Here is a 26,807-nt window from a genome sequence, read left to right as displayed (position 1 = left end):
GATCTGATGCTGGTGCGCCGCCTGGAGCCCTGGCACGCGAATATCGGCAAGCGGCTGGTCAAGTCCCCGCGCATTTATGTGCGCGACACCGGCATCCTGCACGCCCTTCTGGGGCTGACGACGCTCGATGACGTGCTCGGCCATCCCGTTGCGGGCGCCAGTTGGGAGGGTCTGATCATCGAGACCGCCCATGCGCTGATGCCAGAAGGGACGCAGGCGCAGTTCTACCGCAGCGGTGCGGGGGCCGAGGTCGATCTGGTGCTGACCCTGCCGGGCGGCGCGGTCTGGGCCGTCGAGGTCAAGCGCAACCTTGCGCCCAAGGTCGAGCGCGGCTTTCATTCGGCCTGCGAAGACCTGCAGCCCGCGCGGCGGATCGTGGTCTATCCGGGGGACGAGGCTTTCCCGCTGCAGAACGGCATCGAAGTCATGTCGCTGCACCAGTTCGGGCGGGATCTGCTGGCGCTTCATCCGTAAGCGATGCGGGTGCCCATCGGGCGGTATTGGGGGGCGATCCTCTTCCTGGGCGGAAGAAGCTGGGTACCGGGGCGCAGCATCTGGTCCGACATTTTGCGGGTGGTGCTTTGCACCGGGCCCCGCAAAATAATAGTCGGTCACTAATATTTGGCGAAATCCAAAAAGTAGGCCACCCTGGGCCATGGGTTACAGCCGTTAGCTGAGCAGGGCTTGCAGCAATCAGATGCCGCCGGACAGGTCGTCCAGAAAGGCCTGTTCGTCAGGCATACGGCGGAAGCCAGCGGCCCGGACACTCGCCTGAAGGGCTGCAATTGGTCCGCCGGAGTCGATCAGAGCCAGCCTGTCGTAGACCCGGCGCTCTCTCGACCCATCGCACGCAGATCAGCGGCCGTCGCCAGCATATAGAGCCGGCGACAAGCGCGGGCATCGAGACTTGTCGCCTCGCTTCTGCCGTCAGCGAGCCGCGCCAGGACTGGATATTCACCGACCAGATAGGTCATCTCCAGGCCCTCCATGCCCACAGGCGCATATGCCAATATTGCAGTCCGCTCATCGGCGCATGTCCCGTCACAGATGCCGTGCGTGACCTCGACCCCGAGGCCAGCTGCCACCATTCGCCTTCCGTATAGTCCCAGACTTCCTCCAGATCGACCGTTGCCGCGACGGTGAAGGCCAACGCCTTCATGCGTTGCGGCCGGCCATCTTGCGGGCAATGAACTGGTCGAGGTCGAAGCCTTCCGCCCGGCCGGAGTCCTCTCCGGCGATCAGGGCGTCCTGGAGGGCCTTTACCTTGGCCTCGTGTTCCTCCAGAAGCCGCAGCCCCGCCCGCACCACGTCGCTGGCCGAGCCATAGCGGCCGCCCTTCACCTGCGCGTCGATGAAGCTGACGAAGTGATCGCCGAGCGAAACCGATGTGTTGCGGGACATACGGGCCTCCTGTACCTCGATACCGGATATTACCAAGAAATCGTATCAGCTGCAATTGCCGGTTCTCTGCCGCCGGATGGGCATATTGGCATAGCCGCATGCTGTCATATGCCCCTTTGCGATGAAGCGTCTGCTCGAGAGTCGCGCGGATTCGTCAGCGCCTGCACCGCCCGCGCCTGATCCAGCCGCGCGCTCGCCTCGCCGCTGAAGGATTGCCATGCCGGAGAGGCTTCGATGACCCCGGCCAAGGTCGAGGCCGTGTAAGTCGTGCCGAAGGCCTGCTTCGCTCCCTGCGCCGCATGGGCCACGGTTTCCGGCCATTTCAGCCAGCGCGGACTGGCATCGGCGAGGCGATTGACCCAGCCGGCCAGGCCGCGCAGGAAACCCGAGAACCCTTCGAGCAACCCCGGACCTCGTGGCGGCTGGCGCAGAGCCTCCAGCCCGTCGCTGAGCGCCGGCGCCAGCGCGCTGTGAATCTCACGGTTGCGATCCGCGTCGTGGTTCGTCCAGCTGCCCATCTGTCCGGGGGTCTCCAGCCGCTCCAACAGCACCGGGTCGGGATCGACCTGCCGGATGGCGGCGATCAGCCCGCCGGTCGCGATGGCATGTACCGCCTCGGCCTCCTGAAGCCGGCTGGCGACCGTGTCCTGCATGACCAGGTCGCGGCGGCGTTCTTCTTCGTCGGCGAGGCAGCGGGCCTCATAGGCGCGCTCGGTCGCGATCTCTGCGTCCTTCTGTGCCTTCAGCCGCTCCTGCTCAGCTTTCCACGCTGCCCGGTCCAACCGTCGCCGGCGTGGCCCTGTCCGGGCCTGGCCATGCTTCGCGCCGACCTCGGCGTGATAGCGGTCCTGCCAGCCGCGCATCGCCTGCTTGTAGCTGCGAGACGGCGAGCCAGACCAGCCGTGATCCTTGTGCCGGTCCTGCTCGCGATGACCTTCATGGCAGCGCTTGGCGTCCATGCGCATATTACCATCTGCATATATGGGTACCGCCAGCACATGCACATGCGGGTGGGCTTCATCGAGATGCTCGACGATGCTCAGCACCTCGGCCACGTTGCGCGCCGCATCGGCCTTGGCGAAGGCGATCACGTCCCTGCGCCAGCGCAGATACTCAGCCTGGTCCATGTCCTCGACCGGATCGGGAAAGCTGAACACGCTGGCGATCATAACATGGGTGTCGCTGCGGATGCCCCGCAAGGCGTCCTTTCGATCCGGCTGCTCCTTGCGCCGCCGACGCAGCAGCTTGTTCTGTTCGGCGATGCGCTGCTCGATCAGCGCGACCACCTCCGAGGGCTGGATGCCTTCGAGGATAGTGGGCGGCTGCGGGTTCTCGACATGCGGGCAGGCCCCGTCCAGCCGTTCGGCCTCATCCGCGATCTCGCTGACGGACCTGCTCTTGCTGTTGCCCTTGCGCGAATAGGTCTGCTTATGCGCGAAGATCGACTTTTCTGAACGGTCAGACATAACGCAATCCCTCGCTGAAGCCTGCGGCGCGCACTTCGCTGCGGGAAACCAGCTCCAGGTCCAGAGCCATGCGGACCTGTCCAACGCTCAGGGTTCGGCACAGCGGATGACGAGATTTGATCCAGTCGGCAGTTTTTACCGCATGCGCCGGGGTCGGTTCCTGAGGCGGTTCCGGCTCGTCCCCGATATAATCGCGCCAGCGGCCCGTCCTGAACCAGTTATCCGAGAAGCAGACCTTTGAGCGCGTATAGCCTGTGGTCTCCAGCGCATAGCGCTTTACAGCCGAGAGAAGCTTTCCATGCCCGACCTCCTGCATCGCAGCCTCGACGTGGTGCAGGCAGGCTGCTTCGTTGCGACGTCGGTCGGTTGGATAGGCCTTCAATATCTCCAGAGATTCCGCCGCCGCCTCGCGTGCGCACGCGCGCGAAGGTGGTTTATGGATGGTTTCAGGATGGTTTGGGGTCCGCTGTGGACGGGGTACCGGGTCCGCAGCGGACCCCGTTCCGGGTTCACGGCAGACCCCGTCCTCTGTGGACCCCGTCTCATCATCGGGTTCGGCAATGCCCTCCAGCGTGCGGACGGCGGCAAGGGAAATGCGATAGACGACGGTAAAACCGTTCTTGCAGGCACGGCGGCCGGTCTCGATCAGGATGCCTTCGTTCAGGAACTCGTTGATCGTGCGCTTGACGGTGGTTTCGCCAAGCTCGGTGTGCCGCTGGATCGTTCCCTTGGAACACCATATGCCCGACCCGTCATCGCTGGCCTTGTCCGCCAGAAACATGATGATCTGCTTTCGGACTGGACTGCCGAAGCGCCGCCCGGCGCAAAGATTCGCAACCTTCCAGCTCATGCCACACCTCCCCACGGGGTTGCACGGCGGGAAACTGTGACATAATCTTTGAGCAGAAGACCTTTGACAGTGCCGTCGGATGGAGTGCCAGCTCCTCCGGCGGTTTTCTTTTGCGCAGAGGTCACGCCGCAAAACTGCGGGACACCTGCGTCATAACCTATTGATTTGCATGCTGCCGCATTGCACGAATGCGGGACACCACTTCGTTGATTTTGTTCAGTTTTCAGAAGAAGTGGTGGGCGACCCTGGAATCGAACCAGGCATGGGTCTCCCCGGCGGAGTTACAGTCCGCTGCCGCACCTTGCAGCACGTCGCCCGCCGAACGCTCTCGGCGTGGGGCGGTGATTATCCCGCCCGGCGGGGAGCGTCAAGCAGGGATCGGCGGAAAAGTCGCACTTCGTTGCATGCCCCTCTGCCTGACCGCAACGGTTGCATTCGGCAGCATTTTCTGCGCAGTCGAAAGGGCAACCGGGAATGCGACATGGCCGAGAAACCACAGAAATCCAAGAAACCCGCCTGGGTCATCGACAAGGAACGCGCCCGCCGCGCCGCGGCGGCGGAAACCGTCTGGCTGTTCGGCCTGCACGCCGTGCGCGACGCCCTGGCCAATCCCAGGCGCGAAAGGCTGCGATTGGTGGTCACGCGCAACGCGCTGGACCGGTTGGGTCCCCTGCCCCCGGAACTCGCGCCCGAAGTCGTGGATGCCCGCCATTTCGACCGGGTGGTGCCGCTCTCGCCCGAAAGCGTGCATCAGGGTGCCGCGCTGGAGGTGAAGCCGCTGAAATGGGACAGCCTGGCCGATCTGGCGCTCTCCGGGCCGGGGCGTCCGCTGCTGGTGGCGCTGGACCGGGTAACCGACCCGCATAACGTCGGCGCCATCCTGCGCTCCGCCGAGGTCTTTGGCGCGCGCGCGGTCATCGCACCGGCACGACACGCCGCCCCGGAAACCGGGGCACTGGCCAAGACCGCCTCGGGCGCGCTGGAGCGGCAACCCTATCTGCGGGTCACCAACCTGGCCGATACGCTGATCGAGCTGCAATCCATGGGCTACACGGTGCTGGGCCTCGACGGCACCGGCGAGGAAACCCTGCCCGAGGCGCTGCGGGATCTGTCGGGCCGAGCGATCTGCCTGGTGCTCGGCGCCGAGGGGCCGGGCCTGCGCGAACGCACGCGCGAGACCTGCGACCGCATCCTGCGGATTCCCTTTGCCGCGGATTTCGGTTCGCTCAATGTCTCGAATGCGGCGGCCGTGGCGCTCTACGCCGCTTCACAGAGCTGAGCCCGGCCTTCACATCGGCGCTAGAAACCGCCGCCGCCGGTTGAGAATCCCTTGCCGATTTGCCAGATCGGAAACACAGCCCCATCACCCGTGCATCGCCATGATTCGACCGATTCTCGCCAGCCTACTGCTTGCCCTGCCCGTTTGCGGGGCAATGGCACAGGATTGGGCATTGGATGGCATGGATCCGGTCTCTTACGGCACGGAGAACGCCGCCGTACCCGGCCGCACCGATCTGGTGACGGTGTGGCGCGGGCAGGCCTGGCATTTCGCCAGCGAACACAACCGCAATCTTTTCGAAGCCAATCCAAAGGCTTATGCCCCAGGCCTGGGTGGGCTTTGCGTCGTCGCCCTGTCCGAGGGCCGCTCGGAACCCGGCAATCCGCGCTATTTCGTGGTGATCGGCCAGCGCACCTATCTTGTGCGATCCGAGCGGGCGCGTGAGCGGCTTCTTGCCGATCCGCAGCATATCCTGATGCGTGCCAAGGCCGTCTGGGCACGATTGAACCCGTGAATTTTCACTTTTTTGCGAGCGGGGTGGAACTTTTTAGCCACGGTTCCCATTTATTTACCGAACATGACCACGGAACGGTCATGTTCAGATCACTGTCCCTCGTTCCGCGACTTGCGCCCGGCCAGACCACTGGACCGGGCGCTTTTTCCATGCCACTTTCGGTTGAGATCTGGGGGAGGATCATATGAACCTGGCAGTACTTCGCGATATCGGCACTTCGCCGGTCGATGACGACATTGCGCGCATCGCCCGCACGGCGCGCTGCATCGCCATCGTCGGCCTGTCGCCGAACGAGGCCCGACCATCCTGGGGCGTCGCCCGTTACCTGAAATCGCAGGGCTATCGCATCATCCCGGTCAATCCGGGCCATGCGGGCAGCACCATCCTGGACGAACGAGTCTATCCCGACCTGCGGGCGGTCCCGCCAGATATCGGGGTCGACATGGTGGACATCTTCCGCCGGGCCGAGGCCGTGCCCGCCATCGTCGATCAGGCCATGGCGCATCTGCCGCAGCTGGGCACGATCTGGATGCAGCTTGGCATCCGCCATCCACTGGCCGCTGGCCGCGCCCGCGCCCGCGGCCTGACGGTGATCGAGGATCGCTGCCCCAAGATCGAATTCCCGCGTTTTCTTTGAGCCGCGGCTTCAGAACGAAAAGGGCCCCGGATCCATCGGACCGGGGCCTTGCTTCGTGCACGGATGCGATCAGAAGCCCGAATAGAGCCCTTCGTAGATCGGACCCAGCGTGTCCACCTCGAACAGCGAGCTGACCGAGGTGCCGTTCCAGATGTTCAGGATCGCCTGAGCGAACATCGGCGCCGTCGGCACGATGCGGATGTTCGAGGCGGATTTCACCTTTTCGGTCGGCTCGATCGAATCGGTGATGACCAGCGACTTCATCACCGAGCCCTGCACCCGCTCGACCGCCGGACCCGAGAGCACGCCATGGGTGATATAGGCATGCACCTCGGTCGCGCCATGCTCGGTCAGCACCTGCGCCGCCTTGCACAGTGTGCCGGCGGTATCGCAGATGTCATCGACGATGATGCAGGTCTTGCCGGTCACGTCGCCGATCACCGTCATCTCGGCCACCTCGCCCGGCTTCTCGCGGCGCTTGTCCACGATGGCCAGCGGCGCGCCGATGCGCTGCGCCAGCTCGCGGGCCCGCGCCACGCCGCCCACATCGGGCGAAATCACCATCAGGTCCGACAGCCGCTCGCGGAAGTGATGCTTGATGTCCAGCGCAAAGACCGGCGCGGCATAGAGGTTGTCCACCGGAATGTCGAAAAAGCCCTGGATCTGCGCCGCGTGCAGGTCCAACGTCAGCACCCGGTCCACGCCCGCCTCGGTCAGCAGGTTGGCGACCAGCTTGGCGCTGATCGGCGTGCGGGCCTTGGCGCGGCGATCCTGGCGCGCATAGCCGAAATAGGGGATGACCGCGGTGATGCGCGCCGCCGACGAACGCTTCAGCGCATCCGTCATGATCAGCAATTCCATCAGGTTGTCATTGGCCGGGTTCGAGGTCGGCTGGATGATGAACATGTCCTCGCCGCGGACGTTCTCATAGACCTCGACGAAGATTTCCTGATCGTTGAAACGCTCGACCCGCGCCTCGACGGGGGTGACGTTCATCCCGCGATGCATCGACATGCGGCGGGCGATGGCATTGGCCAGAGGCCGGTTCGCATTTCCCGCGATGAGCTTGGGTTCGGTCATGGCCGGCATGGGCTTTCCCTGTCTGGATTCGTGCGATTGCACCCCGCTTAGCACCGGGCTAGCTTGCCCGCAAACCCCGAGGACGAAACCATGGCGCATATCGACTATTACTTCGGCACACCCAGCCCCTGGAGCTATCTCGCCGGCAACCGGCTGGAGGAGATCGCGGGCCGGCACGGCGCCTCGATCACCTACAAACCCGTCGATCTGCTGCAACTTTTCGACCGCACCGGCGGCGTGCGCCCGGCGAACCGCCACCCGTCGCGCATGGAATACCGCGCCCAGGAGCTGCGCCGCTGGTCCGATCACCTGGGCATGGCCCTGAACGCAAAGCCCGCCTTCTGGCCGGTGAACCCCGCGCCCTCATCCTATGCGATCATCGCCGCGCAACAGGCCGGCGGCGGCGACCTGCCGGGTCTGGTGCAAAGCTTCCTGCGCGCCGTCTGGGCCGAGGATGCCGATATCGCCGACGACGCGGTGATCCGCGAGAAACTGGCCGCGGCGGGCTTCGACCCGGACCTGGCCGACAAAGGCCTGTTCGTCGGCGCCGAGACCTTCGCCCGCAATCTGGAGCAGGCGGTCGAGGCCGGGGTCTTCGGCGCCCCCTTCTATGTCGTGCGCGAGACGGGCGAGCGGTTCTGGGGCCAGGACCGGCTGGATTTCCTCGACCGCCACCTGGCAAGCCTGTGAGCGCGCTGCATCTGAGGCACTGGCCGGGCAACGTGGATCGCCCGGCCCTGGCGCTGCATTGCATGATGGGCAACGGCGTCTATTGGGGGCCGATCGCCGAGACGCTGCGCGACCGGGTGCGGATCAGCGCGCCGGACCTGCCCGGCCATGGGCAAAGCCCGGACTGGGACGAAGACGGGGACGCGCCGGACTACCACACCTTCGTCACCCGCGCGGCCGCCGCGCTGATCGACCGGCCGCTGGACCTGATCGGCCACAGCATGGGCGCCACCGTGGCGCTGCGCATCGCCGTCGCCGCGCCCGAGGCGGTGCGCAGCCTGACCCTGATCGAGCCGGTGCTGTTCGCCGCCGCGCCCGAGGCCTTCAACGACGCGCTGATGGACAACGTCGCGGCCCGGCTTGCCGGCGGAGAGGATGCCGAGGCGGCGCGCGCCTTTCTTGGCGTCTGGGGCGGGATCGACTGGGAGTCGCAGACGCCCTCGGGCAAGGCGCGGCTGGCACGCCAGATCCATCTGGTCCAGGCCAGCAACCAGGCGCTGCGCCAGGACACCGCCAATATCCTGCGGCCGGACGGGCTCGAAGCCATCGACGCGCCGGTGCTGATCGTCATGGGCGAGGATTCGCCGGCCGTGATCCCGGCGATCGCCGATGCGCTGGCGGCGCGGCTGCCCGATGTCGGGCGCGCCCGTGTTCCCGGCGCGGGCCATATGCTGCCGATCACCCATCCCCGGCAGGTGGCCGAGCTGATCGGGTTGAACCTGGACCGCGCCTGACCCCGGTCAGTCCGGATCCCAGTCTTCCTCGTGCCGCAGGGGACCGATCGCCAGCCAGCTTGCGCGCACCCGGGCGACGCGGGTATCGCCCCAGGTGCGGAATTGCAGCTCGAACCCCTGTTCGGTAATGTTCACCGCCTGGATATCGGCGCGCTGGTTGGCATCGCGATCCACGTCCCACATGCTCAGCGAGACTTGGACGACCGGAGGCTCGACGAAGCGTTCGTCGAAACGCACGGCCCGGGACTCGACCCGCGGCCCCTGCCCGGTCCACATCGGCCCGCCGCTCTCGAAAGCCGAGAACATCTCGGTCGAGCCATTGGCCACACCGATGGCGAAATGTCCAAAACGTCGCAATTCGCGCTCCTCCCTTTCGCCATGAAAGGCCACGACGGCGCATAAATAAAGCCCCGGTAAAACCGGGGCTTACTATCCTTTTCGTCAATTCCCGGTTAATGTGGGAAATTTGCCTGGTTCGGGTCAAGCCCGATATGCGTGCCAAGCGCCTCCATGTCGGCCAGCAGCTTGACCGCGGCGGCGACCAGTTCCTCGCCGGCGGATTCGCGCTCCTTCGCGGCCTGAACGCGACGATGCGCCTGGGCCATCATCTCGTTGAAGACCTCTTGCGTCATCTCGGCGCGGGGATGCCCGCGTTCCGCCAGCAGGGTGACGGATTCGTTGTTGATCTCGGCGAAGCCGCCGGTCACCGCGAATACCGTCTCGGTCCCGTCGCCTGCCACCACGGTCACCAGACCAGGGCGCAGGTTGACGATGGCCGGCGCATGGCCGGGCATCGCCGTCAGGTCACCCTCGGCGCCGGGCAGGCGCACCTCGCGCACCGGGACGGAAATCAGGTTCCGTTCCGGCGAGACGAGGTCGAACTGCATCGTGTCGGCCATGTCGCCCCCTTACGCCGCGTCAGCGGCGAGACGCTGAGCCTTGGCTTTCACTTCCTCGATGCCGCCGACCATGTAGAAGGCCGCCTCGGGCAGGTGGTCGTATTCGCCGGCCACGACCGCCTTGAACGACTTGATCGTGTCCTCCAGCGGCACCTGAACGCCGTCCGAGCCGGTGAAGACCTTGGCCACGTCGAAGGGCTGCGACAGGAAGCGCTGGATCTTCCGGGCGCGGGCCACGGTCAGCTTGTCCTCTTCCGACAGCTCGTCCATGCCGAGAATGGCAATGATGTCCTGGAGCGACTTGTATTTCTGCAAGATGCCCTGAACGTCGCGGGCGACCTGGTAGTGCTCTTCGCCGACAACCGCCGGATCGAGGATCCGCGAGTTCGAGTCGAGCGGGTCCACGGCCGGGTAGATGCCCAGTTCCGAGATGGCGCGCGACAGCACGGTCGTGGCGTCGAGGTGGGCAAAGGTCGTGGCCGGGGCCGGGTCGGTCAGGTCGTCGGCCGGAACGTAGACGGCCTGGATCGAGGTGATCGAGCCGTTCTTGGTCGAGGTGATGCGTTCCTGCATCGCACCCATGTCCGTGGCCAGCGTCGGCTGGTAGCCCACGGCCGAGGGGATGCGGCCCAGAAGCGCCGACACTTCCGAACCCGCCTGGGTGAAGCGGAAGATATTGTCGACGAAGAACAGAACGTCGGTGCCGGTGGCGTCGCGGAACTGCTCGGCCACGGTCAGGCCGGTCAGCGCCACGCGCATCCGCGCTCCCGGAGGCTCGTTCATCTGGCCATAGACCAGCGCCACCTGCGATTGCGACAGGTTGTCCGGCTTGATGACGCCCGATTCCACCATCTCGTGATAAAGGTCGTTGCCCTCGCGGGTCCGTTCACCGACGCCCGCGAACACCGAATAGCCCGAGTGCACCTTGGCGATGTTGTTGATCAGTTCCATGATCAGAACCGTCTTGCCCACGCCGGCGCCGCCGAACAGGCCGATCTTGCCGCCCTTGGAATAGGGGGCCAGCAGGTCGATGACCTTGATGCCGGTGACCAGGATCTCGGACGCGGTCGCCTGGGCAGCGAAGTCCGGGGCCGGCTGGTGGATGGCGCGGGTCTGGGTCGCCTCGACCGGGCCGCCCTCGTCGACCGGCTCGCCGACAACGTTCAGGATGCGGCCCAGGGTCGCATCACCGACCGGAACCATAATCGGGCCGCCGGTATCCCTGACCGGCAGGCCGCGGACCAGACCTTCGGTCGCGTCCATGGCGATGGTGCGGACGGTGTTCTCGCCCAGGTGCTGGGCCACTTCCAGCACCAGGCGCTTGCCGTTGTTCTCGGTTTCCAGAGCGTTCAGAATCGCAGGAAGCTGGCCGTCGAACTGCACGTCGACGACGGCGCCGATCACCTGCGTGATTTTTCCATTGGCCTCTGCCATGTGTTTACCCCTACGTGTCAGAGCGCCTCTGCGCCCGAGATGATTTCAATCAGTTCCTTGGTGATCGCGGCCTGACGCGAGCGGTTGTAGACCGTCGTCAGCCTGTCGATCATGTCGCCGGCATTGCGCGTGGCGTTGTCCATGGCGGTCATCCGCGCGCCCTGCTCGGACGCCGCGTTCTCCAGCAGCGCCGCAAAGACCTGCGTCGCCACCGAGCGCGGCAGCAGGTCGTTCAGGATCGCGGTCTCGTCCGGCTCATAGTCATAGAGCGCCGAAGCCGAAGCCTCGCTCTCCTCGACCACGGCGGGGATGACCTGCCTTGCGGTCGGAACCTGGCTGATCACCGATTCGAAGCGGTTGTAGAACAGCGTCGCCACGTCGAACTCGCCGGCATCGAAGCGGTCGAGGATCTCGTCCGCGATCTGCCGCGCATTCTCATAACCGATGCGCTTGACCTCGCTCATATCGACGTGATGGACGAAAAGATCGCCATATTCGCGCTTGAGCTGCTCGCGGCCCTTCTTGCCGACGGTCAGGATCGACACCTGCTTGCCCTGCGCCTGCAACTCTTGCAGGCGCTGGCGGGCGAGCTTGACGATGGACGAGTTGAACCCGCCCGCAAGCCCGCGCTCCGAGGTCATCACCACCAGCAGGTGGCGGCGGTCTTCGCCGGTCCCCGCCAGCAGCCGCGGCGCCAGGTCTGAGCCCGCCGCCGCAGCGGTCAGCCCGGCCATGACAGCGGCCATCCGGTCGGCATAGGGACGCGCGGCTTCCGCCGCGTCCTGCGCACGGCGCAGCTTCGCGGCGGCGACCATCTGCATCGCCTTGGTGATCTTGCGCGTGTTCTTGACGCTGCCGATCCGGTTCTTGAGGTCCTTGAGGCTGGGCATCTATCCCTCCCCTCAGGCGTAGGTCTTGGCGTAACCGTCCAGCGCTGCCTTGATCGCATCTTCAAGCTCGCCCGCCACCTTGCGGTCGTTCTTGGTCATGTCCTCAAGCAGATCGGCCTTCTGGTTGCGCAGATACTGGAGCAGCCCCTGCTCCCATTTGGTCACGTCGCGAACCGGGATATTGTCCAGGTAACCCTTGGTGCCGGCATAGATGACGATGACGATCTCGGCATTGGTCAGCGGCGAGTACTGCGGCTGCTTCATCAGCTCGGTCAGGCGCGAGCCGCGGTTCAGCAGCTTTTGCGTCGCGGCGTCGAGGTCCGAGCCGAACTGCGCGAAGGCCGCCATCTCGCGATACTGGGCCAGTTCCAGCTTGACCGGGCCGGCGACCGATTTCATCGCCTTGGTCTGGGCGGCCGAGCCGACGCGCGACACCGAAAGGCCGGTGTTCACGGCCGGGCGGATGCCCTGGAAGAACAGTTCGGTTTCCAGGAAGATCTGGCCGTCGGTGATCGAGATCACGTTGGTCGGGATATAGGCCGACACGTCGCCCGCCTGCGTCTCGATGATCGGCAGCGCGGTCAGCGAGCCGCCGCCATTGGCCTCGTTCAGCTTGGCCGAACGCTCCAGCAGGCGCGAATGCAGGTAGAAGACGTCGCCCGGATAGGCCTCGCGCCCCGGCGGACGGCGCAGCAGCAGCGACATCTGGCGATAGGCCACGGCCTGTTTCGACAGGTCGTCATAGATGATCAGCGCGTCCATGCCGTTGTCGCGGAAATACTCGCCCATCGCGGTGGCCGAATAGGGCGCCAGATACTGCATCGGCGCCGGGTCCGAGGCGGTCGCGGCCACGACGGTCGTGTAGGCCATGGCGCCGGTCTCCTCCAGCTTCTTCACCAGCTGGGCCACGGTCGAGCGTTTCTGGCCCACGGCGACATAGATGCAGTGCAGGGTCTTCATGCCATCGGCCTCGCGGCCGTTGTAGTTCGCCTGGTTCAGGATGGTGTCCAGCGCGATGGCGGTCTTGCCGGTCTGGCGGTCGCCGATGATCAGCTCGCGCTGGCCGCGACCGACCGGGATCATGGCGTCCACCGACTTCAGGCCGGTCGCCATCGGCTCGTGCACCGATTTGCGCGGCATGATGCCGGGAGCCTTGACGTCGGCGATGCGGCGCTCCGAGGCGTTCAGCGGGCCCTTGCCGTCGATCGGGTTGCCGAGCGCGTCCACGACGCGGCCCAGCAGTTCCTTGCCGGCGGGGACTTCCACGATGGCGCCGGTGCGCTTGACGGTGTCGCCTTCCTTGATGTCACGGTCGTCGCCGAAGATCACGACGCCGACGTTGTCGGTCTCGAGGTTCAGCACCATGCCGCGGATGCCGCCCGGGAATTCGACCATCTCGCCGGCCTGAACCTTGTCCAGGCCATAGACGCGGGCGATGCCGTCACCGACGGACAGCACCTGCCCGACCTCGGCCACCTCGGCGTCCTGACCGAAATTCTTGATCTGATCCTTGAGGATGGCCGAGATTTCGGCTGCCTGGATTCCCATTATCCGACCTCTTTCATAGCATTCTGGAGGGAGGCGAGCTTCGAGCGGATCGAACTGTCGATCATCTGCGAGCCCAGTTTGACGATCATGCCGCCGATGAGGCTTTCATCGACGCGCGCGTTCAGTTTCACCTTCTTGCCCGATTTCACGGCCAGCGTATCCGCGAGGCGGGTCTTTTGTTCGTCGGTCAGCGCCTGGGCGCTGACCACGTCGGCGGTGACCTCACCCTTCGCATCGGCGATCAGGTTGCGCAGCTTGGCGATGAACTGCGGCAGGGTGAACAGCCGGCGGTTGCGGGCCATCAGCCGCAGCGTATTGGCCAGCTCGGGCGACAGCCCCATACGGCCGGCAAGCACACCGACTGCGGCTTCCTGCTGCTGGCGGTCGTAGAGGGGCGAGAGGGTCAGATCGCGCAGGTCCTGGCTGGCGTCATAGGCCGAGGCCAGATCGTCGATCTGGGCGGACAGGGCGTCGATGCCGCCCGAGTCCCTGACCAGATCGAACAGGGCCTGCGCGTAACGCCCGGCGATATCAGCGGAAATCGAAGCGGAATTGGCCACGGTCATCCTTCCGGTTAGCGCAAGCTCCGCAGGCGGGCCGGCTGGCGGGCCGGTCTGTCGCGGAGCGCGGGTCAAGGGCTGGCCCTGGCACAATCCGGCTGGAGCCTTCCCGAAATCTGCGGCGTCTCTAGCAGGTGCTTTTCCCTGCCGCAACCGCCTTGAACACGGAAAAATGAGGGTTTGCGACCCTTGGCCGAGGCCGGATCGCGGACGATTGCGCAAACAGCCGGTCCGGCCGGCCACTCGCGCGCGCCGATTGCCGAAAGATTCGGCGCGGCCCGGGTCCGCGGGCGGTTTCGCCCTTGGCGGCCGGCCGCGCCGCTCTAGCCCGGATCCCGCGCCGTCCGGCCCGCACCCTGCCCCGCCGGGCGCGGCCGCGCAATGCCCTCCAGCACGTCGAGCGGGCTCGGCACGCTGACGCGCCGCCCCGGCCCGACCGGCGCCTGCACCTGCTTGCTGAATTCGGTCAGCACCACGCCCGCGACCAGCACCTGGCTGATGCGCAGCCCGGCACGTTCCCACATCTGCGCGCTTTTCAGCCAGAACCGGCGGTCCGAAGGTGGGATGTAAAGCGCCGCCCCCGTGCGCTCGGTCACGAAACCCGCGGCGCGGGCCTGCACCTCCAGCTGACCCGCGGTATAGCTGCGCCCGAAGCCGAAGGGCGTGGTCTCCGACCGTGCCCAGAGCCCGGCCCGGTTCGGCACCATGACCAGCAGCCGCCCGCCCGGCCCCAGCACGCGCCAGGCCTCGTCCATCAGCACGGCGGGATGGTCGGCCGTCTCCAGCGCATGCAGCAGCACCAGCCGGTCCACGCTGCCGGTATCCAGCGGCCAGGCCGTCTCCTCGCACAGGGCCGAGCAGTTCGGCAGCCCGGCCGGCCAGGCCATCACCCCCTGCGGCCCCGGCATCAGCGAGATCACCCGTCGCGACCGGGCCAGATAGGGCCGCAGCAGCGGCACCGCGAAACCATAGCCGGCCACCGTCATGCCCTGCACCTGATCCGGCGGCCAGAGCCCGGTCAGCCGGTCGCGCAGCACGCGCTGCACCACCCGGCCCAGGGCCCGGGTGTAATAGAATTTCCGCAGCTCGAACACGTCATGATGCATTGCGCCTCCGGCCTCCCGAGGCCAGACTGCGGCAAAGAGAGGAATTTGCCAATGCCGCTGGAACTGGTCCCCGTCCGCTGCCTGACCGACAATTACGCCTGGCTTTTGCATGACAATGGCCGGACCGCGCTGGTCGATGCGCCCGAGGCCGCCCCCGTCCTCGCGGAACTGGCCGCGCGGGGCTGGTCGCTGGACCAGATCGTGCTGACCCATCACCATGCCGATCACATCCAGGCCGTGCCCGAACTGGTCGAGAAAACCGGCGCCCGGGTTCTCGGCAATGCCCGGGACGCCGCCCGGCTGCCGCCGCTGGACCAGCCGCTCCGCCCCGGCGACCGCTTCCCGCTTTGCGGCGAGGAAGCCGAGGTCATCGACGTGCCGGGCCACACCATCGGCCATGTTGCTTTCCACCTGCCCGGCTCGGCCATGGTATTCACCGCCGACAGCCTGATGGCGCTCGGCTGCGGCCGGCTGTTCGAAGGCGATGCCGAGACGATGTGGGCCAGCCTCTCGCGCCTGAACGCCCTGCCGGGCGAAACGCTGGTCTGCTCGGGGCATGATTATTGCCGCGGTAATGGCGCCTTTGCCCTGTCGGTCGATCCCGGCAATGCGGCGTTGCAGAAAAGGCTGGCCGAAACGGCTGCGGGCCAGCGCCCCTGCGCCCCCGCGACCCTGGCCGAGGAGCGGGCGACCAACCCCTTCCTGCGGGTCAGGGAACTGGCTGATTCTCTTGGCATGTCAAATGCTTCCGACGCCCGGATCTTTGCAGAGCTGCGCGCCAGGAAGGATCGGTTCTGACGTGCCTCTGCAACGCAGCAAGAAAAATCGGTGCCCGGCCGCCGCCCGCCCCGCAAGGGCCATCCTGCAAGGCCGCCTGCTTGAAATCTCGCCAGGCGGATATCACATCTGCCTCAACCGCGGGAAATTCCGCAGGTGTGAAAGCAAATACCGCTTGAATTGCGGCCCAATCCACCAAATCTTAACTGTATCGTGACAGTCTGGTCAGGTGGACCGCTAAATCTGGCGGCCCATACCGCCAGCCGACTGACAGGAGCTTGAAGTGCCGTCCTTTTCGACCTCGTTGGAACAGGCCATCCATGCCGCGCTCGCGCTGGCCAACGAACATCGTCATGAGCTTGCCACGCTCGAGCACCTGCTGCTTGCGCTGACGGAGGAGCCCGATGCCGTGAAGGTGATGCGGGCTTGCAATGTCGATCTGGACGAGTTGCGCCGGATGCTGGTCGAGTTCATCGAGGACGACCTTTCGACCCTCATCACCGATGTCGAGGGTTCCGAGGCCGTCCCCACCGCCGCCTTCCAGCGCGTGATCCAGCGCGCCGCGATCCATGTCCAAAGCTCGGGCCGAACCGAGGTGACCGGGGCGAACGTCCTTGTCGCCATCTTCGCCGAACGCGAATCGAATGCCGCCTTCTTCCTGCAAGAGCTGGACATGACGCGCTATGACGCGGTGAATTTCATCGCCCATGGCGTGGCCAAGAACCCCTCCTTCTCGGAAAACCGCCCGGTCCAGGGCGCCGAGCAGCAGGCCGAGCAGGCCCAGGCGGAAACCGCCCAGCCCAAGGATGAATCCGCGCTGGCGAAATATTGCGTCGACCTGAACAAGAAGGCCGCCAAGGGCGATGTCGATCCGCTGATCGGCCGCGCCGACGAGGTCGAGCGCTGCATCCAGGTGCTCTGCCGCCGGCGCAAGAACAATCCGCTGCTGGTCGGCGATCCCGGCGTCGGCAAGACCGCCATCGCCGAGGGGCTGGCGCTCAAGATCACCCGCGGCGAGACGCCGGACGTGCTGGCGGGTTCGACCATCTTCTCGCTCGACATGGGGGCGCTGCTGGCCGGCACCCGCTATCGCGGCGATTTCGAAGAGCGGCTGAAGGCCGTCGTGAAGGAGTTGGAGGATCATCCCGACGCCATCCTCTTCATCGACGAGATCCATACGGTGATCGGCGCCGGCGCGACCTCCGGGGGCGCGATGGACGCCTCGAACCTGCTGAAGCCCGCATTGGCCGGCGGCAAGCTGCGCTGCATGGGCTCCACCACCTACAAGGAGTTCCGCCAGCATTTCGAGAAGGACCGCGCGCTCTCGCGCCGCTTCCAAAAGATCGACGTGAACGAGCCCACCGTGCCCGACACGATCAAGATCCTGATGGGGCTGAAGCCCAGCTTCGAAAAGCATCACGACCTGCGCTATACCAATGACGCGATCAAGATGGCGGTCGAGCTTTCGGCGCGCTACATCCACGACCGCAAGCTGCCCGACAAGGCCATCGACGTGATCGACGAGGCCGGCGCCGCACAGCATCTGGTCGCGGAAAGCAAGCGCCGCAAGACCATCGGCCCCAAGGAGATCGAGGCAGTGGTGGCCAAGATCGCCCGCATCCCGCCGAAAAGCGTCTCCAAGGACGACGCGGCGGTGCTCAAGGACCTGGACGCGACGCTCAAACGCCTGGTCTTCGGCCAGGATGCGGCGATCGAGGCGCTGTCCTCGGCGATCAAGCTGGCCCGGGCCGGGCTGCGCGAACCCGAAAAGCCCATCGGCAACTATCTCTTCGCCGGCCCGACCGGCGTCGGCAAGACCGAGGTCGCCAAGCAGCTCGCCGCGACCCTCGGCGTGGAGCTGTTGCGTTTCGACATGTCCGAATACATGGAGAAACACGCGGTCAGCCGGCTGATCGGCGCGCCTCCGGGCTATGTCGGCTTCGACCAGGGCGGGCTTCTGACCGATGGCGTGGACCAGCACCCGCATTGCGTGCTGCTGCTCGACGAGATCGAAAAGGCGCATCCGGATGTCTACAACATCCTGCTTCAGGTCATGGACCACGGCAAGCTCACCGACCATAACGGCCGTCAGGTGGACTTCCGCAACGTGATCCTGATCATGACCTCGAACGCCGGCGCCGCGGACCAGGCCAAGGCCGCCTTCGGCTTCGGCCGCGAGCGGCGCGAGGGCGAGGACACCGCCGCCATCGAGCGCACCTTCACGCCCGAATTCCGCAACCGGCTGGATGCGGTCATCAGCTTCGCACCGCTCTCGCGCGAGATCATCGTCCAGGTGGTCGAGAAATTCGTCCTCCAGCTCGAAGCCCAGCTGATCGACCGCGGCGTGCATATCGAGCTGAGCCCGGAAGCCGCAGACTGGCTGGCGGAACGCGGCTATGACGAAAAAATGGGCGCGCGCCCACTGGGCCGGGTGATCCAGGAATCGATCAAGAAGCCGCTGGCCGAGGAGTTGCTGTTCGGCCGCCTGACCAAGGGCGGCGTGGTCCGGGTCCGGATCGAGGACGACAAGCCCGTCTTCGACATCACCGGTCCCGAGACGCCGAGGATCAGCAATTCCAAGCCGCCCCTGCTGACGGCCGACTGACCCTTGATCCCGGAAAAACAAAAAGGCGGCGCCCCCTGCGCCGCCTTTCTTTTCTGCCGCGCGTCCCGCCTTGGTGCTTCTTTCGTGTGGAAATATCCCGGGGGTCCGGGGGCAGCGCCCCCGGTGCGGCCGTGCAATTCAGCCGCACCCGATCCACAGCGGCAAGGCACGATCTCGACGCCTGCCGGCCTTACCCCTTCGCCTTGCCTTCCTTGATCTTCGCGGCCAGATCCTTGGCGATGGCGAAGCTGCCCTTGATGCGGTCGCCGTCCGTAGGCCAGTCGCGCAGCACCACGATGCGGTTATCCGTGACCTTGGCCTGGCCGCGCTGATCGTGGATGAACTCCACCAGCCCGGCCGGGTTCGAGAACTTGTCGCCGTGAAACTGAATGGTCGCACCCTTCGGCCCGGCATCCAGCTTGGCGATATTCGCCCGCTTGGCCATGGCCTTGATGCGGATCACCAGCAGAAGCGTGTTCACCTCGCGCGGCAGGGGACCGAAACGGTCGATCAACTCGGCGGCGAAGCCCTCGAGCTCGACCTTGCTGGTCAGCTCGGCCAGCCGGCGATAAAGGCCCAGCCGCACGTCCAGATCCGGCACATAGGTTTCCGGGATCGTGACCGGCACCCCCAGGTTCAGCTGCGGCGCCCATTCGTCCTCGGGCGTGCCCTCGATCTCGCCGGATTTCAGCTTGGCGATGGTCTCCTCCAGCATCTGCTGGTAAAGCTCGAAGCCGACCTCCTTGATATGACCCGACTGCTCCTCGCCCAGCAGATTCCCCGCGCCCCGCAGATCCAGGTCCTGCGAGGCGAGGTTGAAACCCGCGCCGAGGCTGTCGATGGCCCCCAGGAACTTCAGCCGCCGCATCGCCTGCGGCGTCAAGGGCACCCGCGGCTTGGTGGTCAGGTAGCAATAGGCCCGGGTTTTCGAGCGTCCGACCCGGCCGCGGATCTGGTAAAGCTGCGCCAGGCCGAACATGTCGGCACGCCAGACCACCATGGTGTTGGCGGTCGGGATGTCGAGGCCCGATTCGACGATGGTCGTCGCCAGCAGCACATCCGCGCCACGATCGTAGAAGGCATTCATCCGCTGGTCCAGATCGCCCGCCGCCAACTGGCCATGGGCAACGATGGTGTTCACTTCCGGCACATGCTCCCGCAGCCATTCCTCGACCTCCGGCAGGTCGGCCAGGCGCGGCACGACGAAGAAGCTCTGCCCGCCGCGATATTTCTCGCGCAGCAGCGCCTCGCGAATGGTCACGCTGTCGAACTCCGACACATAGGTGCGGATCGCCAGCCGATCGACGGGCGGCGTCCCGATGATCGAAAGATCCCGCACCCCGGTCAGCGACAGTTGCAGGGTGCGCGGGATCGGCGTCGCGGTCAGGGTCAGGACGTGGATGTCGCTGCGCAGCGCCTTCAGCCGCTCCTTATGCGCCACGCCGAAATGCTGCTCCTCGTCCACGATCAAAAGGCCCAGGGTCTTGAAGCGCACCTGCTTGGACAGCACGGCATGGGTGCCGACGACGATGTCGACGGTGCCTTCTGCCAAGCCCTTGCGGGTCTCGGCGGCGTCCTTGGCCGAGACGAAACGCGACAGCGGCCGGACATTGATCGCGGTGCCGCGGAAACGCTCGGCAAAGGTGCGAAAATGCTGGCGCGCAAGCAGCGTCGTCGGCGCCACCACCGCCACCTGCCGGCCTTGCGAGGCGGCGATGAAGGCGGCGCGCATCGCCACCTCGGTCTTGCCGAAGCCGACGTCGCCCACCACCAACCGGTCCATCGGGCGGCCGGCGGCCAGATCCTCGGCCACGTCGGCGATGGCGGCGGCCTGGTCCTCGGTCTCGGCATAGGGAAAGCGGGCGGCGAAGCTTTCGATCTCGTGATGCTCAGGCTCCAGCACCGGGGCGGGGCGGAGCAGCCGCTCGGCCGCGACGCGCATCAGCCGGTCGGCGATCAGCTTGATGCGTTCCTTGAGGCGGGCCTTGCGAGCCTGCCAGGCGCCGCCGCCCAGCTTGTCGAGCAGCCCCTCCTCATGCCCATAGCGGCTGAGCAGTTCGATGTTTTCCACCGGCAGGTAAAGCCGGTCGCCGCCGGCATATTCCAGCGCCACGCAATCATGCGGCACGCCAAGCGCCTTGACGGTTTCCAGCCCGGTATAGCGGCCGATGCCGTGTTCGACATGCACGACCAGATCGCCGGGGGTCAGGGTGGTGGTGTCGCGCAGGAAGTTCTCGGCCTTGCGGCGCTTTTTCGCGCCCCGGATCAGCCGGTCGCCCAGCACGTCCTGTTCCGAGATCACCGCCAAGGCCCCGGTGGCCGAACCGTCCGAGGTGAAACCCTCCTCCAGCGGCCAGACCGCCAACCCCAGCGCGCCGGGCTGGTCGGACAACTCGCGCAGGTCGGCGACAGGCTTGGCGCCCTTGAGGCCCTCGTCGGCGATCAGCCCGGCAAGCCGTTCGCGCGCGCCCTCTGAAAAGCTGGCGATCACCACCCGGCGCGAAGCTTGAAGGCTTCGAATATGATCGGCGAGCGCCTTGAAAAGATTTCCTTTCTCGGCCTGCCGTTCGGGGGCGAAATTGCGCCCGACCCGACCGCCGGCATCCAGCACCCCCGGCCCCGGCGGTTGCGGCAGCACCGACAGGCGCAGCACCCGATGCGCAGCCAGCCAACGCGCCCATTCGGCCTCGTCCGGAAACATCTCGGCGGGCGGGACCGGACGATAGACCGTGTCGGTGCCGCCCTTGCGGGCCAGTGCCTCGCGCCGGGCCTCGAACTGCTCGGTGATCGTGTGCCAGCGCGCATCGCGGACCTGATCCAGATGATCGTCCGTCACCACCGAGGCGCCGGGCAGGTAGTCGAACAGGCTTTCCAGCCGGGCATGGAACCAGGGCAGCCAATGCTCCATGCCCGCCATCTTGCGACCGGCGCTGATGCCCTCGTAAAGCGGATCATTGGCGCCGCCGCCATATTCCGCGCGGTAGTTCTGGCGAAAGCGGGTGATGGCGGCCTCGTCCAGGATCACCTCGGACATGGGCGCAAGCTCGATTCGGTCGAGCTTTCCGACGGAACGCTGTGTTTCTGCGTCGAATCTTCGCGCGCCATCCAGAACGTCGCCGAACATGTCCAGCCGGATCGGCCCGGATTCGCCGGGCGGAAAGATGTCGATGATGCCACCCCGGACCGCGAAATCGCCGGGCTCGGTCACGGTCGGGGCCTGGGAAAATCCCATGCGGGCGAGGAAGGCACGCAACGCGGCCTCGTCCATGCGGTCGCCCACGGCGGCCGAGAAGCCGGCGTCGCGCAGCACCTCGCGTGCCGGCACGCGCTGCATGGCGGCAGACAGCGTGGTCAGCAGCACGAACGGCCCCTTCAGCGCGCCATGCGCCAGCGCCGTCAGCACCGCCATGCGCGCCGCCATCACGCCGGGCGCGGGCGAAACGCGGTCATAGGGCGTGGTGTCCCAGGCCGGGAACTCCAGCACCGCGGCGGCGGGCGCAAAGAACCCCAGCGCCGCCCGCATCGCGGCCATGCGCCGGTCGTCGCGGGCGATATGGATGACCGGCTGGCCGCGGGCCAGTTCGCGCGCGATCAACGCGGCGTCCATGCCTTCGGGCGCGCCGGACAGGATCAGGTGTTCGGGATGCGATGCCATGCGCCCCGAGGTAAAGCCGGAACGGGCGAAGTCAAGACCGGTTCAGAAGCCGAAGGGATGGGCGATCATCCAGATCGCCCCGTAAAAGGCGGTCAGCGCGACCGCCAGGATCGACATCGCCAGGATCAGCGCCTTGTGCCGGCGCATCAGACGTGCCGCCTCGGCCCCGGCCTCGTTCACCGGCATGCCCACCTCGGCCCGGGCCAGCACCGCCCGCAGCCGCCGCGCCAGCCGCATCTCCAGCGCAAAAAGCAAGGCGAAGGGCAGGACCAGCAGCACCAGCGCCTGCGCCATCTCCAGCCCGTAGCCAAAGCCCAGGATCGCCAGCGTCGTCAGCAGGAACGAGCCCAGCCCCAGCAGGATCGCGCCCTCGCGCCGGTCGATGCGCCAGCGCGGCAGGGTCAACGACAGCCAGTCAAGCAATGCCAGCGCCGCCGGATCGTCCTCGGGGCCCGGCTCGGCGCCGATCGCCCCGGCAATCACGTCCGAGGGCACGCCCAGGATGCGCCGCCCCGCCATGGTCCAGGCCAGAGTCAGGATCACCCAGAACCAGATCGAGCCGAAGGACCGGCTGTCCAGCAGGGCGAGGATTCCCTCGGGTCGGGGCACGTCTTCTCCTTGCAGCGGTTGCGCAAGGCAAACTAACCGGGCGTGGCGCAAAGGAAAACCACGATTTTCCGCCACCGGCGGCGGAGGGCGCCACGGGGGTTGCACGCTGCCGGCCCAGGGTGCAGTTTCGGGTCCAGATCCCCGCAGCCACAGGCCCCGCCATGTCCCCGACCCCGATCGCCGCCCCCTTCCCCGCCGCCCGCCTGCGCCGGCTGCGCCGCACGCCGGCGCTGCGCGCCATGGTGACCGAGGTGAACCTGACCCCCGCCAACCTGATCTGGCCGATCTTCGTGACCGAGATCGCGGGGGGCGAGGGCGAGATCCCCTCGATGCCCGGGGTCGAGCGGCTGACGCTGGACGGCGCGAAGCGCGCCGCGGAAACCGCGATGCGGCTGGGCATCCCGGCGATCTGCATCTTCCCGCATTCCGACCCGGACCTGAAAACCGAGAGCTGCGAGCGCGCCTGGGACCCCGAGAACATCGGCAACCGCGCCATCCGCGCCATCAAGGAGGTGGCGCCCGAGCTGGCGGTGATGACCGATATCGCGCTGGACCCCTATAACGCCAACGGCCATGACGGGCTGGTGCGCGACGGCGTGATCCTGAACGACGAAACGGTCGAAGCGCTTGGCCGCATGGCGCTGGTGCAGGCCCAGGCGGGGGCGGACATCCTCGGCCCCTCGGACATGATGGACGGGCGCATCGGCGCGCTGCGCAGCCTGCTGGAAAGCCAGGGGCACAAGGACGTGGCGATCCTGTCCTATGCGGCGAAATTCGCCAGCGGCTTCTATGGCCCGTTCCGCGACGCGGTGGGCGCCTCGGGGCGGCTGGTGGGCGACAAGAAGACCTATCAGGTGAATCCGGCGAACCGCGAGGAGGCGATGCGCTGCGTCGCCCGCGACCTCTCCGAGGGCGCCGACATGGTCATGGTCAAGCCCGGCATGCCCTATCTGGACATCTGCCGCATGGTACGCGACCAGTTCGCGGCGCCGACCTTCGCCTACCAGGTCAGCGGCGAATATGCGATGATTGAGGGCGCGATCCGCAACGGCTGGCTGTCTCGCGATGTGGTGATCGAAAGCCTGCTCGCCTTCCGCCGCGCCGGCTGCGACGGCATCCTGACCTATTACGCGCCGCAGGTGGCCGAAAGGCTGGCGTGAGGCCGCCGGCTCCTTTATCATCGCGGCCTTGACAGGCGGGCCAGCCGCCGATCAGGGAACGAGGGAAAAAGATGATGGATTCCACGCGGATGAGCCGGCGCCTGGTGCTGCTGGGCGGTGCGGCGCTGGGGCTGGCGGGCTGCTCGAACGCGGTCGGGCAGGATGCGCCGTCGCGGCTGGACGCGCGCGTCGATGCGACGCGGGATTTCCTGCGGCGCACCTATCCCAACGTGGCCCCCATGGTGCAGAACGCCAAGGGCGTGCTCTACATGCCGCTGATGACCGAGGCGGGGTTCGGCGTGGGCGGTGCCTATGGCCAGGGCGCGCTGCGCATCAACGACGTGACGGTGGATTACTATTCGGCGACCCAGGCCAGCGTCGGCTTCCAGATCGGCGCCCAGCAATATGCCCATGTGCTGATCTTCCAGACCGATGCCGCGTTGGCCGATTTCCGCAAGGCGCCGGGCTGGGTGGCCGAGGCCGGGGCCTATTACGCCCTGCCCGCCGGCGGCGTCTCCATGGGCACCGACACCATCACCTCGCAGCAGCCGGTGGTGGCGATGGTCTTCGGCCAGTCGGGGCTGATGGCCGGCGCCTCGATCGCCGGGACGAAATACACCCGCATCATCCCCTCGACCTTCTGAGGCGCGGAACCTGCGGGCGGAATCGGAAAGGCCGGGCGCCCTGCCCGGCCTTTTCCGTTTCAACTGCCGTGGATGATGCGGACGTAGTTGCGCGTCTCGCGATAGGGCGGCACGCCGCCATATTTCGCCACCGCCCCCGGCCCCGCATTATAGGCCGCCAGCGCCAGCCGCCAGTTTCCGAAGGTGTTGTACATCATGCGCAGATAGCGCGCGCCGCCCTCCAGGTTCTGGATCGGGTCGTTCGGATCGACGCCCAGCTTCGCCGCCGTGCCGGGCATCAACTGCGCCAGCCCCTGCGCCCCCTTGTGCGAGCGGGCCGAGGGATTCCAGCCCGATTCCTGCTGCACCAGGCGCAGGAACAGGTCCTCGGGGATGCCATGCTTGCGGGCCATGGCGCGGGCATGGGGCAGATATTGGCTGCGCCGGCTGCCCCTGTAGGCGGGAACCGCGGTCGGCAGGTCCAACTCGACCACGCTCTTGGTCGAGGTGCCGCCGGGGCGCAGCCGGGCCGATTGCTGATATTGACCGGCCAGGCGCGAATCCATCAGCCGGGTCTGGCGCTCGAACTGCGCCAGCCGCGACTTGCCGCTTTTCACTTGCAGCCGCAGCCCCTCGGCCGCAGCGGGTGCGGCCAAGCCGGCCGAAAGCGTCAGGGCCATGACGGCCCGGCCCAACTGGCGCAGCATCGCCCGATCGCGTGAAAGCATCGCTGGTCCCTCATGCATGCCGTTGTCTTTTTTAGGCGGCACTATAGCGCAAAGCCGGGCGGGCGCCGCAAGAGGATTTCATGACGCACCCGCAGCCGGATTATTCGGCGGATTTCCGCCGATATCATCTTCCGCTTGTCGCCGCGCTACCTTAAGCAGGGCCTCCGCGCTACACCCGCGCAGGATAAACGCAAAGAAAAGGACCCGCGGCATGGCAGGCAGCGTGAACAAGGTGATCCTGGTCGGCAATCTGGGGCAGGACCCGGAAATCCGCACCTTTCCCAGCGGCGGCAAGGTCGCGAACCTGCGCATCGCGACCTCGGAAACCTGGAAGGATCGCAACACCGGCGAGCGGCGCGAGCGCACCGAATGGCATACGGTGGCTATCTATTCCGAGCCGCTGGTCCGCGTGGCCGAGCAGTTCCTGAAAAAGGGCAGTAAGGTCTATGTCGAGGGCCAGCTGGAAACCCGCAAATGGCAGGACCAAAGCGGCAACGACCGCTATTCGACCGAGGTTGCCCTGCGCCCCTTCCGCAGCGAACTGCACATGCTCGACGGCCGTGGCGGCGCGGGCGGCGGTGGTCGCGATGAAGGCTATGGTGGCGGCAGCTACGGCGGCGGCGGCTATGGAGGCGGCGCGTCGGGCGGCAGTTCGTCCGGTGGCGGGCAGTCGCAAAGCCGGCCCGATTTCGACGACGACATCCCGTTCTGATCCCGGTCCCGGCCCCTCGCGGCCGGGATTTTCCGTTTCAGAACCGGCTCAGCAGGTCCGAGCGGAACGAAGCGTCCAGCCGGCGCATGTAGCTTTCGGCGCAGCACATGTGATCGTGCATGATCCGGGCCGCGGCATCGCCGTCCTCGGCGCGGAAGGCGGCCAGCAGTTGCCGGTGGCTCTCGATATTCGCCTCGCCGAAGATCTCGTGCTCGCGCATGCTTTCGCTGCGATAGCTGACCAGATCGCGCAGCATGCTGTTCAGGAAGCGGCACATGAAGACCAGGATCACGTTATCCGAGGCCTCGCAGAGGATGTCGTGAAACTCGGTCTCGGCCCGACGGACCACGGCGCGGTCCTGCGCCGCGTTCGCCGCTTCACAGACGCGGATGTTCTCCTCGAGCCGGCGGAAATGCTCGGGCGTCAGCTTGCCGATGACGTTGCGGGCCAGGCTGACCTCCAGCGACTGGCGCAGCTCATAGACCTGGGCGAAGTCGATCTTCTGGAAATGCAGGTATTGCCGCAGCTGCTGGGTGACGATGTCGATCGAGGCGGGCTGGATCTCGGGCCCGCCGTTCGGTCCCGAGAGCATGCGCACCAGCCCCTCGACCTCCAGCGCCTTCAGGGCCTCGCGGATGGTGCCTTTCGAGCAGCCGTAATGCTCCATCAGCGCGCGCTCATGCGGCAGGCGGTCGCCTGGCAGCAACCCGTCGCGGGCGATGCGGCGGCGGATGTCCTCGGCCACCTGGTCCGACAGCTTGATGCGGGTAAGCCTGCGTTCCTTGCCTGCCGGCGCGTCCTGATCCATGCG

General features: G+C 66.4%; 27 protein-coding genes and 1 tRNA gene. 11 read left to right on the top strand and 17 right to left on the bottom strand.

What is annotated here, in order from left to right:
- On the top strand, positions 1-474 hold a 474-nt coding region (locus AQY21_RS05810; protein ID WP_152988120.1), incomplete at its 5' end, for an ATP-binding protein.
- 329 nt (positions 475-803) lie between these two features.
- Here AQY21_RS05810 and AQY21_RS28950 read toward each other — a convergent pair.
- From AQY21_RS28950 to AQY21_RS05785, 5 genes are all read right to left on the bottom strand, one after another.
- A complete protein-coding gene (locus AQY21_RS28950) occupies positions 804-974 on the bottom strand; it encodes a hypothetical protein (RefSeq protein WP_161905934.1) in 171 nt (56 codons plus the stop codon).
- A 181-nt stretch (positions 975-1,155) separates the two neighbouring features.
- Positions 1,156-1,401 (bottom strand): type II toxin-antitoxin system ParD family antitoxin, encoded by a 246-nt coding sequence (locus AQY21_RS05800; RefSeq protein WP_010396097.1) that lies wholly within the window; start codon positions 1,399-1,401, stop codon positions 1,156-1,158.
- A gap of 104 nt (positions 1,402-1,505) precedes the next feature.
- On the bottom strand, positions 1,506-2,867 hold the full coding sequence (locus AQY21_RS05795; RefSeq protein WP_058096815.1) for a plasmid recombination protein: 1,362 nt from the start codon (positions 2,865-2,867) through the stop codon (positions 1,506-1,508).
- On the bottom strand, positions 2,860-3,717 hold the full coding sequence (locus AQY21_RS05790; RefSeq protein WP_058096814.1) for a hypothetical protein: 858 nt from the start codon (positions 3,715-3,717) through the stop codon (positions 2,860-2,862). Before AQY21_RS05790 ends, AQY21_RS05795 begins: the two co-directional genes overlap by 8 nt.
- A 233-nt stretch (positions 3,718-3,950) precedes the next feature.
- Positions 3,951-4,034: transfer RNA gene (locus AQY21_RS05785), tRNA-Tyr, on the bottom strand.
- Positions 4,035-4,198: 164 nt separating this feature from the next.
- On the opposite strand from AQY21_RS05785, the gene rlmB reads away from it, so the two are divergent.
- From rlmB to AQY21_RS05770, 3 genes are all read left to right on the top strand, one after another.
- Entirely contained in the window at positions 4,199-4,996 is a 798-nt protein-coding gene (rlmB, locus tag AQY21_RS05780; RefSeq protein ID WP_058096813.1) for a 23S rRNA (guanosine(2251)-2'-O)-methyltransferase RlmB, read from the top strand.
- 172 nt (positions 4,997-5,168) lie between these two features.
- Entirely contained in the window at positions 5,169-5,510 is a 342-nt protein-coding gene (locus AQY21_RS05775) for a YHS domain-containing (seleno)protein (protein ID WP_304438414.1), read from the top strand.
- Between the two features lie 184 nt (positions 5,511-5,694).
- A complete protein-coding gene (locus AQY21_RS05770) occupies positions 5,695-6,147 on the top strand; it encodes a CoA-binding protein (protein WP_058096811.1) in 453 nt (150 codons plus the stop codon).
- A gap of 69 nt (positions 6,148-6,216) precedes the next feature.
- On the opposite strand, the gene AQY21_RS05765 is transcribed toward AQY21_RS05770, so the two are convergent.
- A complete protein-coding gene (locus AQY21_RS05765; protein ID WP_058096810.1) occupies positions 6,217-7,236 on the bottom strand; it encodes a ribose-phosphate pyrophosphokinase in 1,020 nt (339 codons plus the stop codon).
- 81 nt (positions 7,237-7,317) lie between these two features.
- Here AQY21_RS05765 and AQY21_RS05760 point away from each other — a divergent pair, with 81 nt between their 5' ends.
- Positions 7,318-7,917, top strand: a complete 600-nt coding sequence (locus AQY21_RS05760; protein WP_058096809.1) for a 2-hydroxychromene-2-carboxylate isomerase — start codon at positions 7,318-7,320, stop codon at positions 7,915-7,917.
- On the top strand, positions 7,914-8,690 hold the full coding sequence (locus tag AQY21_RS05755; protein WP_058096808.1) for an alpha/beta fold hydrolase: 777 nt from the start codon (positions 7,914-7,916) through the stop codon (positions 8,688-8,690). The genes AQY21_RS05760 and AQY21_RS05755 overlap by 4 nt, the downstream gene beginning before the upstream one ends.
- A 6-nt stretch (positions 8,691-8,696) precedes the next feature.
- Here AQY21_RS05755 and AQY21_RS05750 read toward each other — a convergent pair whose 3' ends face one another.
- The 7 genes from AQY21_RS05750 to AQY21_RS05720 all read right to left on the bottom strand — a co-directional run bounded on the left by AQY21_RS05750 (position 8,697) and on the right by AQY21_RS05720 (position 15,127).
- Positions 8,697-9,047, bottom strand: a complete 351-nt coding sequence (locus AQY21_RS05750; RefSeq protein WP_058096807.1) for an H-type lectin domain-containing protein — start codon at positions 9,045-9,047, stop codon at positions 8,697-8,699.
- Positions 9,048-9,142: 95 nt separating this feature from the next.
- Entirely contained in the window at positions 9,143-9,589 is a 447-nt protein-coding gene (locus AQY21_RS05745) for a F0F1 ATP synthase subunit epsilon (RefSeq protein WP_058096806.1), read from the bottom strand.
- A gap of 9 nt (positions 9,590-9,598) precedes the next feature.
- Complete coding sequence (gene atpD, locus AQY21_RS05740) at positions 9,599-11,023, bottom strand: F0F1 ATP synthase subunit beta (RefSeq protein WP_058096805.1); 1,425 nt, start codon at positions 11,021-11,023, stop codon at positions 9,599-9,601.
- A gap of 17 nt (positions 11,024-11,040) precedes the next feature.
- The gene (locus tag AQY21_RS05735) at positions 11,041-11,913 is read right to left on the bottom strand and encodes a F0F1 ATP synthase subunit gamma (RefSeq protein ID WP_058096804.1); all 873 of its coding nucleotides are present in this window, start codon (positions 11,911-11,913) and stop codon (positions 11,041-11,043) included.
- A gap of 12 nt (positions 11,914-11,925) precedes the next feature.
- Positions 11,926-13,461, bottom strand: coding sequence for a F0F1 ATP synthase subunit alpha (atpA, locus tag AQY21_RS05730; RefSeq protein ID WP_058096803.1), 1,536 nt, complete (start codon positions 13,459-13,461; stop codon positions 11,926-11,928).
- Entirely contained in the window at positions 13,461-14,021 is a 561-nt protein-coding gene (locus tag AQY21_RS05725; RefSeq protein ID WP_203416408.1) for a F0F1 ATP synthase subunit delta, read from the bottom strand. Before AQY21_RS05725 ends, atpA begins: the two co-directional genes overlap by 1 nt.
- 323 nt (positions 14,022-14,344) lie before the next feature.
- On the bottom strand, positions 14,345-15,127 hold the full coding sequence (locus tag AQY21_RS05720) for a methyltransferase domain-containing protein (RefSeq protein ID WP_058096801.1): 783 nt from the start codon (positions 15,125-15,127) through the stop codon (positions 14,345-14,347).
- A gap of 51 nt (positions 15,128-15,178) precedes the next feature.
- On the opposite strand from AQY21_RS05720, the gene gloB reads away from it, so the two are divergent.
- Together gloB and clpA are read left to right on the top strand one after the other, a co-directional pair.
- Entirely contained in the window at positions 15,179-15,925 is a 747-nt protein-coding gene (gene gloB / locus AQY21_RS05715) for a hydroxyacylglutathione hydrolase (protein ID WP_058096800.1), read from the top strand.
- 262 nt (positions 15,926-16,187) lie between these two features.
- On the top strand, positions 16,188-18,509 hold the full coding sequence (clpA, locus tag AQY21_RS05710) for an ATP-dependent Clp protease ATP-binding subunit ClpA (protein ID WP_058096799.1): 2,322 nt from the start codon (positions 16,188-16,190) through the stop codon (positions 18,507-18,509).
- Positions 18,510-18,699: 190 nt separating this feature from the next.
- Here the strand turns inward: clpA and mfd are convergent, their stop codons facing one another.
- Positions 18,700-22,164 carry a transcription-repair coupling factor gene (gene mfd, locus AQY21_RS05705; RefSeq protein WP_058096798.1) on the bottom strand — a complete coding sequence of 1,155 codons (3,465 nt, stop codon included), beginning with the start codon at positions 22,162-22,164 and terminating at the stop codon, positions 18,700-18,702.
- A gap of 42 nt (positions 22,165-22,206) precedes the next feature.
- A complete protein-coding gene (locus AQY21_RS05700; RefSeq protein ID WP_058096797.1) occupies positions 22,207-22,773 on the bottom strand; it encodes a hypothetical protein in 567 nt (188 codons plus the stop codon).
- 161 nt (positions 22,774-22,934) lie between these two features.
- Between AQY21_RS05700 and hemB the strand changes: the two genes are divergently transcribed.
- Positions 22,935-23,933 carry a porphobilinogen synthase gene (gene hemB / locus AQY21_RS05695; protein WP_058096796.1) on the top strand — a complete coding sequence of 333 codons (999 nt, stop codon included), beginning with the start codon at positions 22,935-22,937 and terminating at the stop codon, positions 23,931-23,933.
- A 71-nt stretch (positions 23,934-24,004) separates the two neighbouring features.
- Positions 24,005-24,577, top strand: a complete 573-nt coding sequence (locus tag AQY21_RS05690) for a YSC84-related protein (RefSeq protein ID WP_058096795.1) — start codon at positions 24,005-24,007, stop codon at positions 24,575-24,577.
- A gap of 59 nt (positions 24,578-24,636) precedes the next feature.
- Here the strand turns inward: AQY21_RS05690 and AQY21_RS05685 are convergent, their stop codons facing one another.
- Positions 24,637-25,284: a lytic transglycosylase domain-containing protein gene (locus AQY21_RS05685; RefSeq protein WP_058096794.1), complete on the bottom strand. Its 648-nt coding sequence runs from the start codon at positions 25,282-25,284 to the stop codon at positions 24,637-24,639.
- 211 nt (positions 25,285-25,495) lie between these two features.
- Here AQY21_RS05685 and ssb point away from each other — a divergent pair, with 211 nt between their 5' ends.
- Entirely contained in the window at positions 25,496-25,996 is a 501-nt protein-coding gene (gene ssb, locus AQY21_RS05680; protein WP_058096793.1) for a single-stranded DNA-binding protein, read from the top strand.
- 37 nt (positions 25,997-26,033) lie between these two features.
- Here ssb and AQY21_RS05675 read toward each other — a convergent pair whose 3' ends face one another.
- Positions 26,034-26,804 (bottom strand): FadR/GntR family transcriptional regulator, encoded by a 771-nt coding sequence (locus AQY21_RS05675; protein ID WP_058096792.1) that lies wholly within the window; start codon positions 26,802-26,804, stop codon positions 26,034-26,036.
- Between the last annotated feature and the right edge of the window lie 3 nt (positions 26,805-26,807).

Origin of the sequence: Paracoccus sp. MKU1, from assembly GCF_001447385.1 — a bacterium.
Taxonomy (GTDB): domain Bacteria; phylum Pseudomonadota; class Alphaproteobacteria; order Rhodobacterales; family Rhodobacteraceae; genus Paracoccus.
The sequence above is the reverse complement of the archived record's forward strand: the minus strand, read 5'-3'. Positions and strand labels throughout refer to the sequence as shown.

Bases quoted from the DNA above. Each gene is read 5' to 3' on its own strand.
- AQY21_RS05790 (WP_058096814.1), bottom strand. From the start codon at position 3,717: ATGAGCTGGAAGGTTGCGAATCTTTGCGCCGGGCGGCGCTTCGGCAGT.
- AQY21_RS05765 (WP_058096810.1), bottom strand. From the start codon at position 7,236: ATGCCGGCCATGACCGAACCCAAGCTCATCGCGGGAAATGCGAACCGG.
- AQY21_RS05675 (WP_058096792.1), bottom strand. From the start codon at position 26,804: ATGGATCAGGACGCGCCGGCAGGCAAGGAACGCAGGCTTACCCGCATC.
- AQY21_RS05800 (WP_010396097.1), bottom strand. From the start codon at position 1,401: ATGTCCCGCAACACATCGGTTTCGCTCGGCGATCACTTCGTCAGCTTC.
- atpA (WP_058096803.1), bottom strand. From the start codon at position 13,461: ATGGGAATCCAGGCAGCCGAAATCTCGGCCATCCTCAAGGATCAGATC.
- ssb (WP_058096793.1), top strand. From the start codon at position 25,496: ATGGCAGGCAGCGTGAACAAGGTGATCCTGGTCGGCAATCTGGGGCAG.
- AQY21_RS05685 (WP_058096794.1), bottom strand. From the start codon at position 25,284: ATGCTTTCACGCGATCGGGCGATGCTGCGCCAGTTGGGCCGGGCCGTC.
- AQY21_RS05720 (WP_058096801.1), bottom strand. From the start codon at position 15,127: ATGCATCATGACGTGTTCGAGCTGCGGAAATTCTATTACACCCGGGCC.
- AQY21_RS05760 (WP_058096809.1), top strand. From the start codon at position 7,318: ATGGCGCATATCGACTATTACTTCGGCACACCCAGCCCCTGGAGCTAT.
- gloB (WP_058096800.1), top strand. From the start codon at position 15,179: ATGCCGCTGGAACTGGTCCCCGTCCGCTGCCTGACCGACAATTACGCC.
- AQY21_RS05735 (WP_058096804.1), bottom strand. From the start codon at position 11,913: ATGCCCAGCCTCAAGGACCTCAAGAACCGGATCGGCAGCGTCAAGAAC.
- AQY21_RS28950 (WP_161905934.1), bottom strand. From the start codon at position 974: ATGACCTATCTGGTCGGTGAATATCCAGTCCTGGCGCGGCTCGCTGAC.
- atpD (WP_058096805.1), bottom strand. From the start codon at position 11,023: ATGGCAGAGGCCAATGGAAAAATCACGCAGGTGATCGGCGCCGTCGTC.
- rlmB (WP_058096813.1), top strand. From the start codon at position 4,199: ATGGCCGAGAAACCACAGAAATCCAAGAAACCCGCCTGGGTCATCGAC.
- hemB (WP_058096796.1), top strand. From the start codon at position 22,935: ATGTCCCCGACCCCGATCGCCGCCCCCTTCCCCGCCGCCCGCCTGCGC.
- AQY21_RS05745 (WP_058096806.1), bottom strand. From the start codon at position 9,589: ATGGCCGACACGATGCAGTTCGACCTCGTCTCGCCGGAACGGAACCTG.
- AQY21_RS05795 (WP_058096815.1), bottom strand. From the start codon at position 2,867: ATGTCTGACCGTTCAGAAAAGTCGATCTTCGCGCATAAGCAGACCTAT.
- mfd (WP_058096798.1), bottom strand. From the start codon at position 22,164: ATGGCATCGCATCCCGAACACCTGATCCTGTCCGGCGCGCCCGAAGGC.
- AQY21_RS05770 (WP_058096811.1), top strand. From the start codon at position 5,695: ATGAACCTGGCAGTACTTCGCGATATCGGCACTTCGCCGGTCGATGAC.
- AQY21_RS05690 (WP_058096795.1), top strand. From the start codon at position 24,005: ATGATGGATTCCACGCGGATGAGCCGGCGCCTGGTGCTGCTGGGCGGT.